A 15434-nucleotide genomic window follows, 5' to 3' on the forward strand; every position below is an offset into this window, starting at 1 on the left:
ACCCAATGAGAGTGCGCGTGCTCGCCGCTGCCGCGGTGGCCGTCCTCACCGTGGCCGGCACGGCGTCGTGCGGCGGCCCGGCCGACGACTCCGGCGCCGTCACCCTGAAGCTCGGCTTCTACGCCGCCGCGGGCGACCCGGCCGACACGACCATGCGGCAGCTCGTCCAGGAGTTCACGGCCGCCAACCCGTCGATCAAGGTGCAGCTGGAGGTCGCGCCGTACGTCAAGTTCTTCGAACGGCTCAGGACGCAGATCGCCGGCGGCCAGGCGCCCCAGCTGTGGCTCTCGGACGGCGTGCTCGTGCAGGAGTTCGCCGCCCGCGGCGCGCTGGCCGACCTGAGCGACCGGGTCAAGACCGTCAACGCCGCCGACTACTCCGGCATCGACCTGAACCGCGACGCGGAGGGCCGGGTCTTCGGCTTCCCGCAGGGCGCCCAGACCCCGGTGCTCTTCTACAACAAGAAGATGTTCGCCGAGGCCAAGGTCGCCGAGCCGACGGCCGAGTGGACCTACGACGACCTGGCCGCCGCGGCCAAGAAGCTCACCAAGGACGCCAACGGCGACGGCAAGCCCGACACCTACGGCTTCCGCGCGTACTCGCCGGGGTTCACCGAGAGCTGGTGGCCCATCGTCAAGGCGTTCGGCGGGGACGTCGTCACCGACGGGGGCCGCAAGGTCGTCGTCGACAGCCCGCAGTCCACGGCCGGCCTCGACTGGATGCTGGCCGCCATGGGCAAGGACGGCTTCGCCCCCGACTACGTGACCACCGAGGCCATGGGCAAGGGCGTCGTGCACACGCTGTTCGCGACCGGCCGGGTGGCCATGTCGTACGGCATCTACGCCCGTACGCTGCCCGCGGTGAGCGCCGGCGTCGACTTCGGCGTGGCGCCGCTGCCGAAGGGCCCGGCCGGGCGCGGCAACGTCGCGATCGTCAACTCGTGGGTGGTCAGCAAGGCCGCCTCCCCCGCGCAGGCCGACGCGGCGTGGAAGTGGATCACCTTCTTCTCCGGCGAGGGCCCGCAGCGCAAGTGGGCCGAGCTCGGCGAGGCGATCCCGATCAACAAGAAGGTCGCCTCCACGGCCCTGCCCGCCGACCGCAGCCCGGTCTTCCTGGAGTCGCTCGACGCGGCCACCGACCTCGGCACCAACGCCGTGTGGTCGGAGTACACCGAGGCCCTGGCCAAGCGCATGAACGAGGCGCTGTCGAACGCCACGCCGGTCGCCACCGCGCTCCAGACCGGGCAGAAGGAGGCCCAGGAGGTCATCGACCGCTTCTACGCCGGGAAGACGCAGTGACGGTGCTCACCAGGCGCTCCGGGCAGGTGGCCGCCGGACCGCGGCCGCCCGCCCGGCGGCGGCGCTCGGGCGAGCGGGCCTGGGCCTTCGCGTTCGCCTCGCCCTACCTGCTCCACCTGGTCGCGCTGGCCGCCTGGCCGCTGCTGGCCTCGCTGTTCTTCAGCATGACCGAGTACGACCTGATGTCCCCGCCGAGGTTCGTCGGGTTCGGCAACTTCACCCGCCTGTTCGGCGACCCGGTCTTCTGGCGCACGCTGGGCAACACCGCCTACTTCGCGGTGCTGTTCGTCCCGGCGCAGACGGCGCTGGCCCTGGCCCTGGCGGTCGCGCTCAACCAGCGGCTGCGCGGCATGGCGCTGTTCCGCGCGGCCTACTTCGTCCCGGTCGTCTCCTCGTGGGTGGTCGTCGCCTACGTGGCCGACGCGGTCTTCAACCCGCAGACCGGCATCGCCAACCAGGTGCTCGGCCTCCTCGGGCTGCCGGCCGAGAACTGGTTGCAGGACCCCGCGCTGGTGATCCCCACGCTGGCGGCGGTCGCCGTCTGGAAGGGCGTCGGCTACATGGCGGTGCTCTTCCTGGCGGGCCTGCAGGCCATCCCCGAGGAGCGCTACGAGGCGGCGAAGATCGACGGCGCGTCGGCCTGGAACCGGTTCCGGTACATCACCCTGCCGGGCATCTCCGGCACCACGTTCCTGGTGCTGGTGCTCACCTCCATCGAGACGCTGCAGTCGTTCGAGCAGGTCTTCGTGATGACGGACGGCGGGCCGCACGGCGCGAGCGAGCTGACCGTGCTCTACCTCTACCGGCAGGGTTTCCAGTTCTTCCAGATGGGCTACGCCTCGGCCGTGGCGTGGGTGCTGTTCGTGCTGGTGCTCGCGCTGACCCTGGTGCAGTTCCGGCTCCAGCGCAGGTGGGTGCACTATGCGTAAGACCGTCTCGTACGTGCTGGTGCTGGCGGGGGCGGCGGTCATGTTGCTGCCGTTCGTCGCGGCGCTCGGCAACTCGCTCAAGAGCTTCGCCCAGTACATCCAGGTGCCGCCCGCGTGGCTCCCCGACCCGGTCCAGTGGGACAACTACGCCGAGGTGTGGCGGCGCACGCCGTTCGGGCTCTACCTGGTCAACAGCCTGGTGATCGCGGTGCTCGCGGTCGCCGGGAACGTGCTGACCAGCGCCATGGTCGGGCACTCGCTGGCCAGGATGCGGCTGCCGGGCAAGCAGGCGCTGCTGACGATGGCCCTGGGCACGATGATGTTGCCGACGGTCATCACGATCGTCCCGAACTTCCTGCTGTTCCGCTCGCTGGGCTGGCTGGACTCGATGTTGCCGCTCATCGTGCCGTACTGGCTGGCCACGCCGATCGGGATCTTCCTGATGCGGCAGACGTTCCTCGGCATCCCCAAGGACTTCGAGGAGGCGGCCGGCCTCGACGGCGCCAACCCCTGGCAGGTGTTCTGGCGCATCCACCTGCCGCTGGCCAAGCCCGCCCTGGCCACGCTCGCGGTCTTCACCTTCACCACGTCGTGGAAGGCCGTGCTGGAGCCCACGATCTACCTCACCTCGCCGGAGAACTACACGCTGCCGGTCGGCGTGCTGAGCCTGAAAGGGCAGTTCGTCGGCAACGACCAGCTCGTGACGGCCGCGGCGATGATGAGCCTGCTGCCGATGCTGATCGTGTTCGTGCTGGCCCAGCGTTACTTCGTCCGCGGAACCATGTCCGCGGGTCTCAAGGGCTGAGATCAGGCCCTTCGTCCGATTCGGAAAGGAAATCGTGACCACAACATCCGGGCTGCGCCTGGGCGTCATCGGCGCGGGCACCATCGCGGAGTTCCACGTGGCCGCCGCCCGCCAGAGCGCCGGGCAGGTGAAGGTCGCCGCGGTGTGCGACGTGCGGGCCGAGGCGGCCGAGAAGCTGGCCGCCGAAGCCGGCGCCCGCGTCTTCACCGACCACCGGGCGATGCTCGACGCGGGCGGCCTCGACGCGGTCGTGATCACCGTGCCGCACGCCCTGCACGCCCCGATCACCCTCGACGCCGCCGCGGCCGGGCTGCACGTGCTCGTGGAGAAGCCGATCGCCACCACGCGCGAGGACGCCGTCCGCATGATCGAGGCGTGCCGGGCGGCCGGCGTCGTGTTCGCGGTCGGGCACGTCCTGCGCTTCGTGCCGATGCTGCGCGCGGCGGCCGGCTTCCTCTCCTCCGGCGAGCTCGGCCAGGTCGTGGTGGCCGCCGAACGGCGCACCGCCGACTACGCCGACCCCTCGCGCCCCCGCTGGTTCCTCGACGCCGACATGGCCGGCGGCGGCATCGTGCTCAACGTCGGCACGCACAGCATCGACAAGCTCCAGATGCTCGTCGGCTCGCCGATCGTCGAGGTGACCGCGCACGTCGCCGGGCCCGCCGGCGGGTCGGTGGAGACCGAGGCGGTCGCCCTGGCCCGGCACGCCGACGGCACCCGTTCGACGATCTCCGTCACCGGCACCGGCCTGCCGTTCACCGACGAGGCGGAGATCGTGTGCGGCGAGGGCGCGGTGCGCATCAGCCGCGGCGAGGGCGTCTGGTCCTTCCGGGGCGGCGTCGCCACCCAGGTCGCCGCGCCCGGCATCGGCGAGATGGCCACCGCGTTCGCCGCGCAGCTCGCCGACTTCGCGCGGGCCTGCGCCGGCCGGACCGCCCCCGAGGTCACCCCCGAGTACGCCCTGTCGGTCCTCGACGTCGCCCTGGCCGTCTACGAGTCCGCCCGCCGGGGTTCCACCGTCACAGTGAAGGGACAGCCATGAACCCGCTCGCGTTCAGCACGCTCGGCATGCCGGGCGCACCGGCCGAGGAGGTCGTCGCCACCGCCGCCCGGTACGGCTGCGCCGCCGTCGAGCTGCGCTGCGCCGAAGGTGAGATCGTCGCGCCGGACACCCCCGACGCCGAGCTGCGCTCGATCGCCCGGACGTTCGCCGCCGCCGGGATCGGGATCGTCGCCGTGTGCTCCTACACCCGCGTGGCCCGGCCGGACGGCGACCCGGTGGCCGAGGTGCTGCGCCACGTCGAGATCGCCGAGGCGCTCGGCTCGCCGTACGTGCGGGTCTTCGGCGGCGTCGAAGGGCAGGACGACCCGGCCGCCACCGCGACTCGGAGGCTCGCGGACGTGGCCGGGCGGCTCCCCGACAACGGCGTGGACGTGCTGCTGGAGACGCACGACGTGTTCCTGACGGGCGAGGCGATCGCCGGGGTGCTGGCCGGGGTCGGCTCGCCGCGCGTCGGCGCGCTGTGGGACGTGGTCAACCCGTGGCGGGCGGGCGAGAGCGCCGCGGCCACGGCGGACGCGCTGGCGCCGTACCTGCGGCACGTGCAGATCAAGGACGCCGCCTCGCCCGCCGACCTCGCGCCCGTGCTGCCGGGCAAGGGCGCGGTGGGCGTGCCCGCCGTGCTGGCCGAGCTGGACCGGATCGGGTACGCGGGCTTCCTGGCGCTGGAGTGGGAGCGCGCCTGGTACCCCGACGCGGCGCCCGTCGGCGAGGCCCTGGCCGCCTTCCGAACGGTGCTGGGACGATGATTCCCCTGGCCGCCTCGGCGCGTCCGGAGGGGGGAACGTTCCAGCCGGGCGTGCGCGCGCCCGTACGCGGGCCGCACGCCGCCCTGGCCAGGGAGCTGCTCGGCCCGGCCGCGGGCGGCGGCGTCTCCGGCGGGATCGAGCTGCGCCTGGTGTCCGACCCGTCGCTCGGCGCGGAGGGCTACACCCTGGCCGTCACCCCGGAACGGGCCGTGATCTCCGCGGCGGACGTCGCCGGGCTGCGCTGGGGCGTGCAGACGTTGCGCCAGCTCGACGGCCCGGACGGCGTGCCCTGCGGGACCGTGCGCGACGTGCCCAGGTACGCCTGGCGCGGCGTGATGATCGACGTGGCCCGCTGGTGGCGCCCGGTGTCCTTCCTGCGCTCGTACGTCGACCTGCTGGCGCTGCACAAGTTCAACGTGCTGCACCTGCACCTGACCGACGACCAGGGCTGGCGGTTCGAGGTGCGCGGGCACCCGCGGCTGACCGAGGTCGGGTCCCGCCGCGCCGGGTCGCCCGCCGGGCACGCCCGCGAGGGCCGGTCCGACGGCACCCCGCACGGCGGCTTCTACACCCAGCGGGAGCTGCGCGACCTGGTGGAGTACGCGGCGGCGCGCGGGGTGACCGTGGTCCCCGAGATCGAGTTCCCCGGCCACTCGCAGGCCGCCATCGCCGCCCTCCCGTGGCTGGGCCACTCCTCCGGGACGCCCGTCCGGGTGCGTACGGAGTGGGGCATCTCCTCGCACGTGCTCAACGTGGGCGACGGGGCCGCCGGGTTCGCCCGCGACGTGCTCGACGAGCTGTGCGAGGTGTTCCCGTCCAGGTACGTGCACATCGGCGGGGACGAGGTGCGCGGCGAGGAGTGGGCGGCCGACCCCGAGGCCGCGCGGCGGGTCGCCGAGGCCGGGCTCGACGGGCCGCGGGCCCTGCTCGGCTGGTGGGGCCGGCTGCTCGCCGATCACCTGCGCGGGCTCGGCCGCCGCGCGGTGGCCTGGGACGACATGCTCGACCACGACCCGCCCGAGGACATGGTGATCATGGCCTGGCGGGGCGTGGACCGGGTCGAGGCGGCCCTGCGCGCCGGGCACGACGTGGTCGCCGCGCCGCACACGCACACCTACCTCGACTACGCCGAGTCCGACGCCCCGGGCGAGCCGGTCAGCATCGCCGGGCCGCTCCCCCTGGAGACGGTCTACGGCTACGACGCCGGCGAGTCCGTCCTCGGCATGCAGGCCCAGCTTTGGGGCGAGTACCTGCCCACCAGGGAACGCTTCGACTACAACGCCTTCCCGCGGCTGTGCGCCGTGGCCGAGGCGGCCTGGTCGGCGGGCCGCGACCTGGACGGCTTCACCCGGCGGCTGGCCGATCACCTACCTCTGCTGGACCGGCTGGGCGTGGCCTACCGGCGACCCGAAGGAGCCGCCCGTGTTCACCTCTGAGCAGGAGCTGGAGGACCGGCTGTCCACTCCGTCGGCCGCGCTCACCGCCGACGTCGCCGGGCTGGACGGCGACCTCGTCGTGCTCGGCGCGGGCGGCAAGATGGGGCCGAGCCTGGTCCGGCTGGCCCGGCGCGCCCTGGAGGCGGCGGGCCGCGGCTCGGCCCGCGTGTACGCGGTGTCCCGCTGGTCGGACGCCCGGGCGGCGCGCGCGCTGGCCGACGAGGGGGTCGAGGTGGTGGCCCACGACCTGATGTCGGGCGGCGACCTGGCCGGGCTGCCCGACGCGGCCAACGTCGTGTTCATGGCGGGCGCCAAGTTCGGCACGTCGGCGGCGCCGTACCAGGCGTGGGCGGTCAACGCGGCGCTGCCGGCCGCCGTGGCCCGGCGCTACCGCGACTCCGCGATCGCGGTGTTCTCCACCGGCAACGTGTACCCGCTGGTGGACGTGGCCGGCGGCGGCAGCGCGGAGGAGGACCGGCCGGACCCGGTGGGCGAGTACGCGATGAGCTGCCTCGGCCGGGAACGCGTCTTCGAGCACGCCGCCGCGGCGTACGGCGCCAGGGTCGCGATCCTGCGCCTGAACTATGCCGTGGACCTGCGCTACGGCGTGCTGGCCGACCTCGCGGCCACCGTGGCGGCGGACGAGCCGGTCGACCTCACCACCGGGCACGTCAACGTCGTGTGGCAGGGGTACGCGAACGAGGTCGCGCTGCGGTCGTTGCGCCACGCGCGCGCCCCGGAGGCGTTCGTCCTGAACCTGACCGGCCCGGAGACCGCCTCGGTGCGCCGCACGGCGGCCCGGCTGGCCGCCGCGATGGGGACGCGGGCGTCCTTCACCGGCGTCGAGAGCGGCACCGCGCTGCTCAACGACGCCTCGCGCTGCCACGGCCTGTTCGGCTACCCGGACGTGCCGCTGGACACCCTGATCGCGTGGCAGGCCGCCTGGCTGTCGCGCGGGCTGCCCCTGTCGGGCAAGCCGACCAAGTTCGCGGTACGCGACGGGAGGTTCTGAGATGTCGATCGGCCTGCTGCGGGAGGGGACGGTCATCCCCGCCCATCCGCTGGCGCTGACCGCCGGGCGCGCCCTGGACGAGCGCCGCCAGCGCGCGCTCACCCGCTACTACCTGGCCTCGGGTGCGGGCGGCGCCGCCGTGGCGGTGCACACCACGCAGTTCGAGATCCGCCGGGCCGGGCTGCTGCGGCCGGTGCTGGAGCTCGCCGCCGAGGTCGTGGGCAAGGAGGCGGGGCGGCCGTTCGTCATGGTGGCGGGCGCGTGCGGCGACACCGTCCAGGCCGTGGCGGAGGCGGAGCTCGCGGCCTCGCTGGGCTACCACGCCGTGCTGCTGTCGCCCCAGGTGCCCGGGGCGGGCGAGCCGGAGCTGCTGGCGCGGGCCAGGGCGGTCGGCGAGGTGCTGCCGGTGATCGGCTTCTACCTGCAGGAGGCGGTGGGCGGGCGGCGGCTCGGCCCGTCGTTCTGGAGGTCGCTGAGCGAGCAGGAGTCGGTGGTGGCGATCAAGATGGCGCCCTTCGACCGGTATCGCACGGTGGACGTGGTCAGGGCGGTGGCGGCGTCGGGCCGCGACGACCTCGCGCTCTACACCGGCAACGACGACAACGTCCTGGCCGACCTGCTCGCCCCCGTCGCGGGCCGCCGGATCGTCGGCGGGCTGCTCGGCCAGTGGGCGGTGTGGACGCGGGCGGCGGTGCTCATGTTCGAGGAGGTCCGCCGGGCGTGGGCGGGGGACGACGAGGTCCTGCGTTCCCTGCTGGCCCGCGCCGGCGACCTCACCGACGCCAACGGCGCGGTGTTCGACGTGGCGGGCGGGTTCCACGGCTGCATCGCCGGGGTGCACGAGGTGCTGCGCCTCCAGGGCCTGCTGGCCGGGACCTGGTGCCTGGACCCGGGTGAGGGGCTGTCGCCGGGGCAGGCGGCGGAGATCGCGCGGGTGAGCGCGGCCTATCCGTGGCTGGTGGACGACGAGTTCGTCGCCGCGCACCTGGACGACTGGCTGCGCTGAGACGCCGTCCGGGGCCGGGACACGCGTCCCGGCCCCGGATTCCGTGCGTCAGACGGACCAGTGGGCCGTGGACAGGGCGCGGACGGCGTCCTCGTCCACCTCGACGCCGAGGCCGGGGCCGGTGGGCACCAGGGCCGTCCCGTCCGAGACCTCCACCGTCCGGCCGCCGACGTACGCCGAGCGCACGAACTGACGGCCGTTGAGGTCGACCGGGGTGTCCACGCCGAAGGCCGCGAACAGGTGCAGCGAGGCGGCGAACCCCAGGTCGGTGTCCGTCAGCCCCGAGCCCATGATGCGCAGCCCGGCGTCCTCGGCGAGCTGGCAGAGCCGGCGCGACAACGTCAGCCCGCCCGACCGCTGCACCTTGGCGATGGCGATGTCGACGGCGTCGAGCTTGACGAACGTGGCCAGGTCGGAGGGGTGGCGCAGGCTCTCGTCCAGCGCGACCGGGAGCGGGCTGTGGTCGCGCAGGCGGCGCAGCCCGGTGACGTCGTTGGCGGGCAACGGCTGCTCGAAAGCCGTCACGTCGAAGTCGGCGAGCCGTCGTGCCATGCGCAGCGCGCCGTCGACGGTGTAGCCCTGGTTGGCGTCGACCCACAGAGGCGCGTCGGGGGCCGCCTCCCTGACGGCCGCGACGACGGCCAGGTCCGTCGCCTCGTCGTGCAGGCCGACCTTGACCTTGAACGCCCGGTAGCCCTCCGCCCGCCCCTCCTCGACCGCCTGCCGCACCTCGCCGGGCGTCTGACCGGCCACGATCCAGCCCAGCGTGATCCGGTCGAGACGGCGCTGGCCCCACAGCACGCCGACGGGCACGCCGAGGGCCCGGCCGAGCAGGTCGTGCAGCGCGATGTCGAGCGCGGACTTGGCGATGGGCGACCCGATCGTCAGCCCGCGGTTGATCACCTTCTCGTAGGCCGCGCAGGCGCCGTCCAGGTCCCAGGCGGGGCGGCCGAGAAGGGCGGGGGCCAGGTAGCCGGCGATCGTCGTCGAGATCGTCTCCACGGTCTCGTACGTCCAGGCGGGCGTCGGGGTGGCCTCGCCCCAGCCGGTCACCCCGCCCGCCGTCACCTTGACGAGAACCCGCTCGGCGGGCCGCCCCTCGGTGGTGACGTTTCCTCCTGAAATGCTGAACGAACGGATGGACGGCAATTCCACGACGAATATATCGATACGTTCGACGACCAGCGATTTCATCATTCTCCAATGGGCAGGAATTCATGCTTACCCGAGCATTTAAGCCTCCCGAATCTAGCACGCCGGAAATGATTCACGAATCAATGGCAGGAATTCATGCGGCAAATGCGAGGGCCCTTTCCCCCGGGCCCGTGGCCGCATCCGGACGTTGACCGGCGCCCGGCGCGGGCGCAGGCTTCGGTGGTCCCCACTTCTCCCGTTCACGACGAGGTGATCGAGATGGCCGGAACCCGTCCCGCCCTTCCGGACGCGACCAGCGACAGCTTCCTGGCCGAGGCACTGAACGAGGCCAACGCCTACCGCGCCAAGCACCACGCGCCCCCCATGGAGATGGACGCCAAGCTCGTCGCGTACGCCAAGGAGCGCGCGTCCTCCCGCTCCGAGTACGCGAAGCTGTCGGCCGGCCACGACGGCCTGCGCGACACCACGGGCGAGAACATCTTCTGGGGCATGACCTCCGGCACCACGCCGAAGACCGCCGCCGACGCCGTGACCGCCTGGTACGACGAGATCGCGGACTACAACTGGGCCAACCCGCCCGGCGACCCGGCCAGGACCGGCCACTTCAGCCAGCTCGTCTGGAAGGACACCAGGAGGGTCGGCGCGGCCCGCGTCGCGGGCCAGGGCCCCGACGGGTTCGAGACCTACATCGTGTTCGTCTTCGAGAACCCGGGCAACTACGAGGGCGAGTTCCCCCAGAACGTCCTGCCCGCCTGACGACGCGTCCCCAACCGGTCAGGGGGCGGCGAGGGCCCCCTGACCACGGGCCGCCGGCCGTGGCGGGCGGCCGGCGGTCACGGGTCGGTGCCCTGGTAGGCGACGTGGTCCTCGTCGAAGATGTCCCCCGCCGAGATCACGATGCGCGGGTCGGGCACGCCGACGACCTCGGCGTCCTTCTCGTCGTAGTCGAAGAGACTGAGCACGTGGCGCATGGCCTCCAGCCGGGCGCGTTTCTTGTCGTTGCTCTTGATGACCGTCCAGGGCGCCGACTCGGTGTCGGTGTGCAGGAACATGTCCTCCTTGGCCTGGGTGTACTCGTCCCATTTGCGGAGGGAGGCCAGGTCCATCGGCGACAACTTCCACTGCCGTACGGGGTCCACCTGGCGGATGATGAACCGGGTGCGCTGCTCGGCCCGCGAGACCGAGAACCAGAGCTTGACCAGGTGCAGCCCCGAGTCCACCAGCAGGTTCTCCAGCCGGGGCACCTGTTCCATGAACTCCAGGTACTCGTGCACGTCGCAGAAGCCCATGACCCGCTCGACCCCCGCCCGGTTGTACCAGGAGCGGTCGAACAGCACGATCTCCCCGTTGGCCGGCAGGTGGGCGATGTACCGCTGGAAGTACCACTGGCCGCGCTCGCGCTCGCTCGGCTTCTCCAGCGCGACCACCGTGGCCCCGCGCGGGTTGAGGTGCTCCATGAAACGTTTGATCGTGCCGCCCTTGCCGGCCGCGTCGCGCCCCTCGAACAGCACCACCAGCCGGCGGCCGGTGCCCTTGATCCAGTACTGGAGCTTGAGCAGCTCGATCTGCAGCAGCCGCTTGTCCCGCTCGTACGTCTCCCGGGACAGGCGCTCGTCGTAGGGATAGTGCTGCCGCCAGGTGTCGACCGGACGGCCGTCGGCGCGCACCAGCACCGGATCGTCGTCGTCGCTGTCGTCCACCCACAACCCGGGGGTGGTGTCGAGCAGTTCGCTGTGCTCCGCGGCCGCCAGGGGGGCGAGGACCGTGGGATGCTCGTCGTCCGGACCGGTCATGCGGCCCGCGACCGGATGTTCGCGTTCATGGCATCCTCTCTTCACCGGACGCGGGCGGGCTAATCGTGCCGGCGCCCGCCACTCCTGGAATTCGCCCCGAGGCGGCGGCCCGTTCAGCTCGTGGCCCCCAGGCGTCCGCGCACCTGGGCGAGCAGGTCGTGCGGCAGGGGGGCGTAGCCGTACAGGGCCAGGTAGGACTGGCCGGCGTCGCCGGCGGTGTAGTCGAGGAAGGTGCGCACCAGCGGCTCCGCCCGGCCCGCGCAGATGATCTCGTACGTGACCTGGACGATCGGGTAGGCGCCGGGGACCGCCCGCCGGTGGTCGAAGGACAGCACCAGCCCGTTCGGGAGGTTCGCGACCGTGGCGCCCTGAAGGGCCTTGCTGGCGCTCTCGGGCGACAGGGTGACGAACTGGCCGGCGGCGTTGCGCACGTCCGCGGTGTTCAGCAGGGCGCTGCTGGCGAAGCCGTACTCGACGTACCCGATCGAGTCCCCGGTGTGCTGGAGGACCTGCGTCATCCCGCTGGAGCTGGTCACGCCCTGGCCGGCGCCGGTCCACGTCCTGGACGGCTGGTGCGGCCAGCCGCCGGTCGCCCGCAGGAACTCGGTGAGGTTCTGCGTGGTGCCGGACTGGCCGGAGCGGTGGAAGACGTGGATGCGGGTGCCCGGCAGGCCCTTGCCGGGGTTGTCGGCGGCGATCTCGCGGGCGTTCCACTTGGTGATGCGCCCGGTGAAGATGCCGGTCAGGGTCGCGGGCGACAGGCGCAGGGCGGGCACGGTGGCCACGTTGTAGGCCACCGCGACCGGGGAGACGACCATCGGCAGGTGCTCGGCCGGGCCGCCGCAGTGCCGGTCGGCGCGCGCCTGCTCCTCCGGGGTCATCGGCACGTCCGAGCCGGCGAACGCGCTGCGTCCCGCGATGAAGTCCTCGATGCCGCGGTCGGAGCCGTTGGGCTCGTAGGTGACGCTCAGTTCGGGGTGGATGCGGTGGAACTCGCCGATCCAGGCGTCCATGGCGCCCTTCTGCGCGGTCGAGCCCGAGCCGCGCAGCCACGCGACGACCGGCTCGGGGGCGGAACCGTCCTCGCTGCTCATGCTCAGGAACACGGCCCCGGCCGCGGCGGCGGCCCCGGCGACCAGCACGAGCACGGTGACCAGGACCGACTTGGCCGTCCATGTCAGCCTTGCCATTGCACCAGGCTATGAACTGGTCGCGTCCGGACGCGTCATCCCGAGGTCAAGCCCTCGGACATGAACGGTTACCGTGTCGCCAAGCCGGCCGGCCGTCCCGTACGGCTCGGACATGTTCACCGTATGGACATCACTTGGACGGAAAGATGTCCGGCGAGAAGTACAGGATCGTGTCCCGCAAAGTAGTTCTCTGCCCGATTCGTTCCATATGGGGGCGTCATGCATTCCTCGTCCAAGCGGCGCCTGACCGCCTCGGCCACCACCGCGCTCGCCGCCGCTCTCGCGGTCGTCGCCGTCAGCCCGGTCCTGTCCGCCGACGCGTCCAGCAGCGGCAAGGGCCGCGCCCGTAGCGTGATCTTCATCAACGGCGACGGGATGGCGGCCGCCCACCGCGAGGCCGCCCGCCTCTACCTGGCCGGCCTCGACGGCCAGCTCACCATGGACCAGCTCCCGGTCTCCGGCCAGCTCACCACCAGCCCGCACGACCCCAAGACGGCCATCACCGACTCCGCCGCGGCCGCCACCGCCTGGGCCACCGGCATCAAGACCTACAACGGCGCCATCAGCGTCGACGTGGACGGCAAGCCGCTGCCCACCCTCGGGCAGCAGGCCAAGCAGGCCGGCAAGTCCACCGGGCTGGTCACCACCGCCCAGGTCACCGACGCCAGCCCCGCCGCGTTCTTCGCCCAGACCGCCAACCGCTCGGCCCAGGACGAGATCGCCCGCCAGTACCTGGCCGTGAGCAAGCCGGACGTCATCCTGGGCGGCGGCGAGGACTGGTGGCTGCCCGCCGGCACCCCCGGCGCCTGGCCCGACAAGCCCGCCGAGGACCCGACCGAGGCCAGCAAGGGCACCAGGGGCAACCTCGTCGACCAGGCCAAGGCCGACGGCTACCAGTACGTCTCCAACGCCCAGCAGCTCGACTCCGCCCGTCGCGGCAAGCTGCTCGGCCTGTTCGGCAACGAGGAGATGTTCCAGCAGCGCGCCGAGGGCGAGGGCGACGTCTACTCCCCCGCCGTCGACCTGGCCACCATGACCAAGAAGGCGCTCGACACCCTCTCCACCAACAAGAAGGGCTTCTTCCTGCTGGTCGAGGAGGAGGGCATCGACGAGTTCGCGCACGAGAACAACGCCCCGCGCACCCTTCAGGCGCTGGAGTCGCTGGAGAACGCCGTCAAGGTCGCCCGCGCCTACGTGGACGCCAACCCCGACACGCTGCTGGTCATCACCGGCGACCACGAGTGCGGCGGCCTGACCGTCGAGGACACCTCCACCGGCGACGAGAGCGGCACCGCCCCCTCGACCGAGGACGGCCCGTTCCCCGTCAAGGGCAGCAAGCTGCAGTTCGTCATGGACTGGACCACCGGCGGCCACACCGGCGCCGACGTCCCCGTGACCGCCGTGGGCCCGCTGGCCGAGCAGTTCACCGGCAAGCACCCCAACACCCACGTGCACGAGGTCCTCTCCCAGATCCTCACCTCACGCCACTGACCCTCGGCGAGAGTTCAGCCGGCCGCCTCGGTCAGGAGCCGGGCCAGGGCGGCCGGCTCGGTGATCATGGGCCAGTGCCCCGAGTCGAGGTCGACGAGGTCGAGGTGCTTGACCCGGGCCAGCTCGGGGACGTCGCCCCCGTCGATCCACTCCCGCGCCTGGGCGGGGGTGAACTCCGGGCACACGACGACGGCCGGCACCTCGAACCGCCGCTCGTCCGTCAGCCGCACCACGCCCTTGGCCACCCCCTCCGGGACGGGGACCGCGGCGGCGGCGAAGCTCCGCCGAGCCTCCTCGTCGAGGTCGGCCGCGTCCGGCCCCTCGAACGGCTCCCACCCGGGGAACGGCATGACGCCGTCCGCGATCTCGAAGAAGTCGGCGTAGGCGGCGCCGTCGGCGGCGGGGAAACCACCGATGAAGGCGACCTTGCCCACCTTGTCCGGCCGCGCGTCGGCGGCCAGCCAGGCCAGGGTGCAGGCCGCGGAATGACCGGCCACCAGGGGCCTGCCGTGCGCCGCGTCCACGGCGGCGAGCACCGCGGCCACCTGGTCGGCGAGCGTGGCCGAGGTGGTTCCGTCCCCCTGGCCGGGGAGCGCGACCGGCACGGGACGGTGGCCGAGCGCCTCGATCGCGGACGCCACCTCGTCCCAGGCGGAGGCGTCGAGCCACAGGCCGCCGATGAGCAGGATGTCCATGTCAGTCCTCTTTCTGTAGTGCGTTCAGGTCGCGTTCCGCGTAGAGCCGGTGTTCCCATTCCTCGTGCAGGACGATGTGCAGGCACTCCTTGAGGGGGAAGCCGGTCAGCCGCGGCCAGCCGGGCTCGTCGCGGGTGACGTCCGCGGCGAGCCGCTCGGCCGTGAGCGAGGCGACGACCCGGCCGACCATCGCCTGACGGGCGCGGCGGACCGCCAGCACCTCCTCCAGCGAGGGCTGCGCCTCGCGGTCCCACGGGACGCCGTCCCAGCCGGGCGCCTCGTCCCAGGGCAGGTCGAGCGGGTGCCACGGCGAGACGTCGCCCACGATCATCCGGCCGACCCAGGCGGCCGAGGCGAAGTTGAGGTGCCGCAGCGTCTGGATGAAGGACCATTCGCCGTCGACGCTCCGGTGCAGCCGCGCCTCCGGGAACGTCGCGGCGCGGGCGAGGGTGCCCGCCCACAGCCGTCGCAGGATCGCCCACGCCTCGGCGAACCCCTCGGGGTCCTCGGGGCGCATCCGGGCGCGCTCGGGCATGCGGCGATTCAGCTCGGCCTCGACGAGGGGGACGATGTCCACGCCGTTCACCACGACGTTCCGCAGCTCGCCGCTGATCTCCACGTCGACGAGCTCGACGCCGCTCAGCCGCAGGCCGGACAGGTCGGCCGCGCGTACGCGGGCGTCATGGAGGCCCACCCGCGCGAACGTGGCCTTCCGCAGGTGCACGCCTTCGACGTGCACGTCTTCCTGGAAGTCGGTCATGGCGGCCCACGTTAGGGGGTGTTCCGGACGTTCTACTTCCGGATCTCGCCCTGAC

Annotated in this window: 15 protein-coding genes; 10 read left to right on the forward strand and 5 right to left on the reverse strand. The window is 72.6% G+C overall.

Annotation, left to right across the window (positions count from 1 at the left end; genetic code table 11):
• The first annotated feature begins 5 nt into the window (after positions 1-5).
• The 8 genes from ACWCSU_RS27850 to ACWCSU_RS27885 are packed head-to-tail and all read left to right on the forward strand — an operon-like array spanning position 6 to position 8295.
• Positions 6-1298: an ABC transporter substrate-binding protein gene (locus ACWCSU_RS27850; RefSeq protein WP_449938758.1), complete on the forward strand. Its 1293-nt coding sequence runs from the start codon at positions 6-8 to the stop codon at positions 1296-1298.
• Entirely contained in the window at positions 1295-2227 is a 933-nt protein-coding gene (locus ACWCSU_RS27855; RefSeq protein ID WP_357695507.1) for a carbohydrate ABC transporter permease, read from the forward strand. Before ACWCSU_RS27850 ends, ACWCSU_RS27855 begins: the two co-directional genes overlap by 4 nt.
• A complete protein-coding gene (locus ACWCSU_RS27860) occupies positions 2220-3032 on the forward strand; it encodes a carbohydrate ABC transporter permease (protein ID WP_357695505.1) in 813 nt (270 codons plus the stop codon). Before ACWCSU_RS27855 ends, ACWCSU_RS27860 begins: the two co-directional genes overlap by 8 nt.
• A 34-nt stretch (positions 3033-3066) precedes the next feature.
• Positions 3067-4074, forward strand: a complete 1008-nt coding sequence (locus tag ACWCSU_RS27865; RefSeq protein WP_357695502.1) for a Gfo/Idh/MocA family protein — start codon at positions 3067-3069, stop codon at positions 4072-4074.
• A complete protein-coding gene (locus tag ACWCSU_RS27870) occupies positions 4071-4841 on the forward strand; it encodes a sugar phosphate isomerase/epimerase family protein (protein ID WP_357695500.1) in 771 nt (256 codons plus the stop codon). Before ACWCSU_RS27865 ends, ACWCSU_RS27870 begins: the two co-directional genes overlap by 4 nt.
• Positions 4838-6277: a beta-N-acetylhexosaminidase gene (locus ACWCSU_RS27875; protein ID WP_449938760.1), complete on the forward strand. Its 1440-nt coding sequence runs from the start codon at positions 4838-4840 to the stop codon at positions 6275-6277. Before ACWCSU_RS27870 ends, ACWCSU_RS27875 begins: the two co-directional genes overlap by 4 nt.
• Positions 6264-7289 carry an NAD-dependent epimerase/dehydratase family protein gene (locus ACWCSU_RS27880; protein ID WP_397044482.1) on the forward strand — a complete coding sequence of 342 codons (1026 nt, stop codon included), beginning with the start codon at positions 6264-6266 and terminating at the stop codon, positions 7287-7289. Before ACWCSU_RS27875 ends, ACWCSU_RS27880 begins: the two co-directional genes overlap by 14 nt.
• A 1-nt stretch (position 7290) precedes the next feature.
• Positions 7291-8295, forward strand: a complete 1005-nt coding sequence (locus ACWCSU_RS27885; RefSeq protein WP_449938762.1) for a dihydrodipicolinate synthase family protein — start codon at positions 7291-7293, stop codon at positions 8293-8295.
• 48 nt (positions 8296-8343) lie between these two features.
• On the opposite strand, the gene ACWCSU_RS27890 is transcribed toward ACWCSU_RS27885, so the two are convergent.
• Positions 8344-9492 (reverse strand): mandelate racemase/muconate lactonizing enzyme family protein, encoded by a 1149-nt coding sequence (locus ACWCSU_RS27890; protein WP_449938763.1) that lies wholly within the window; start codon positions 9490-9492, stop codon positions 8344-8346.
• Between the two features lie 216 nt (positions 9493-9708).
• Between ACWCSU_RS27890 and ACWCSU_RS27895 the strand changes: the two genes are divergently transcribed.
• A complete protein-coding gene (locus tag ACWCSU_RS27895) occupies positions 9709-10206 on the forward strand; it encodes a CAP family protein (RefSeq protein WP_357695490.1) in 498 nt (165 codons plus the stop codon).
• A 77-nt stretch (positions 10207-10283) separates the two neighbouring features.
• Here the strand turns inward: ACWCSU_RS27895 and ppk2 are convergent, their stop codons facing one another.
• Together ppk2 and pstS are read right to left on the reverse strand one after the other, a co-directional pair.
• Positions 10284-11243, reverse strand: coding sequence for a polyphosphate kinase 2 (ppk2, locus tag ACWCSU_RS27900; RefSeq protein WP_357695488.1), 960 nt, complete (start codon positions 11241-11243; stop codon positions 10284-10286).
• 113 nt (positions 11244-11356) lie between these two features.
• Complete coding sequence (gene pstS / locus ACWCSU_RS27905) at positions 11357-12433, reverse strand: phosphate ABC transporter substrate-binding protein PstS (RefSeq protein ID WP_449938765.1); 1077 nt, start codon at positions 12431-12433, stop codon at positions 11357-11359.
• Positions 12434-12652: 219 nt separating this feature from the next.
• Between pstS and ACWCSU_RS27910 the strand changes: the two genes are divergently transcribed.
• Positions 12653-13924 (forward strand): alkaline phosphatase, encoded by a 1272-nt coding sequence (locus ACWCSU_RS27910; protein WP_449938767.1) that lies wholly within the window; start codon positions 12653-12655, stop codon positions 13922-13924.
• Positions 13925-13938: 14 nt separating this feature from the next.
• Here ACWCSU_RS27910 and ACWCSU_RS27915 read toward each other — a convergent pair whose 3' ends face one another.
• A complete protein-coding gene (locus ACWCSU_RS27915; RefSeq protein ID WP_449938769.1) occupies positions 13939-14619 on the reverse strand; it encodes an alpha/beta fold hydrolase in 681 nt (226 codons plus the stop codon).
• A gap of 1 nt (position 14620) precedes the next feature.
• Positions 14621-15379 carry a DinB family protein gene (locus tag ACWCSU_RS27920; protein ID WP_449938772.1) on the reverse strand — a complete coding sequence of 253 codons (759 nt, stop codon included), beginning with the start codon at positions 15377-15379 and terminating at the stop codon, positions 14621-14623.
• Between the last annotated feature and the right edge of the window lie 55 nt (positions 15380-15434).

It is taken from the genome of Nonomuraea sp. NPDC001699 (genome assembly GCF_053596455.1).

Coding starts and splice junctions, on each gene's coding strand:
- ACWCSU_RS27875 (WP_449938760.1), top strand. CDS start 4,838: ATGATTCCCCTGGCCGCCTCGGCGCGTCCGGAGGGGGGAACGTTCCAG.
- ACWCSU_RS27885 (WP_449938762.1), top strand. CDS start 7,291: ATGTCGATCGGCCTGCTGCGGGAGGGGACGGTCATCCCCGCCCATCCG.
- ACWCSU_RS27860 (WP_357695505.1), top strand. CDS start 2,220: ATGCGTAAGACCGTCTCGTACGTGCTGGTGCTGGCGGGGGCGGCGGTC.
- ACWCSU_RS27850 (WP_449938758.1), top strand. CDS start 6: ATGAGAGTGCGCGTGCTCGCCGCTGCCGCGGTGGCCGTCCTCACCGTG.
- ACWCSU_RS27890 (WP_449938763.1), bottom strand. CDS start 9,492: ATGATGAAATCGCTGGTCGTCGAACGTATCGATATATTCGTCGTGGAA.
- ACWCSU_RS27895 (WP_357695490.1), top strand. CDS start 9,709: ATGGCCGGAACCCGTCCCGCCCTTCCGGACGCGACCAGCGACAGCTTC.
- ppk2 (WP_357695488.1), bottom strand. CDS start 11,243: ATGACCGGTCCGGACGACGAGCATCCCACGGTCCTCGCCCCCCTGGCG.
- pstS (WP_449938765.1), bottom strand. CDS start 12,433: ATGGCAAGGCTGACATGGACGGCCAAGTCGGTCCTGGTCACCGTGCTC.
- ACWCSU_RS27915 (WP_449938769.1), bottom strand. CDS start 14,619: ATGGACATCCTGCTCATCGGCGGCCTGTGGCTCGACGCCTCCGCCTGG.
- ACWCSU_RS27920 (WP_449938772.1), bottom strand. CDS start 15,379: ATGACCGACTTCCAGGAAGACGTGCACGTCGAAGGCGTGCACCTGCGG.
- ACWCSU_RS27870 (WP_357695500.1), top strand. CDS start 4,071: ATGAACCCGCTCGCGTTCAGCACGCTCGGCATGCCGGGCGCACCGGCC.
- ACWCSU_RS27910 (WP_449938767.1), top strand. CDS start 12,653: ATGCATTCCTCGTCCAAGCGGCGCCTGACCGCCTCGGCCACCACCGCG.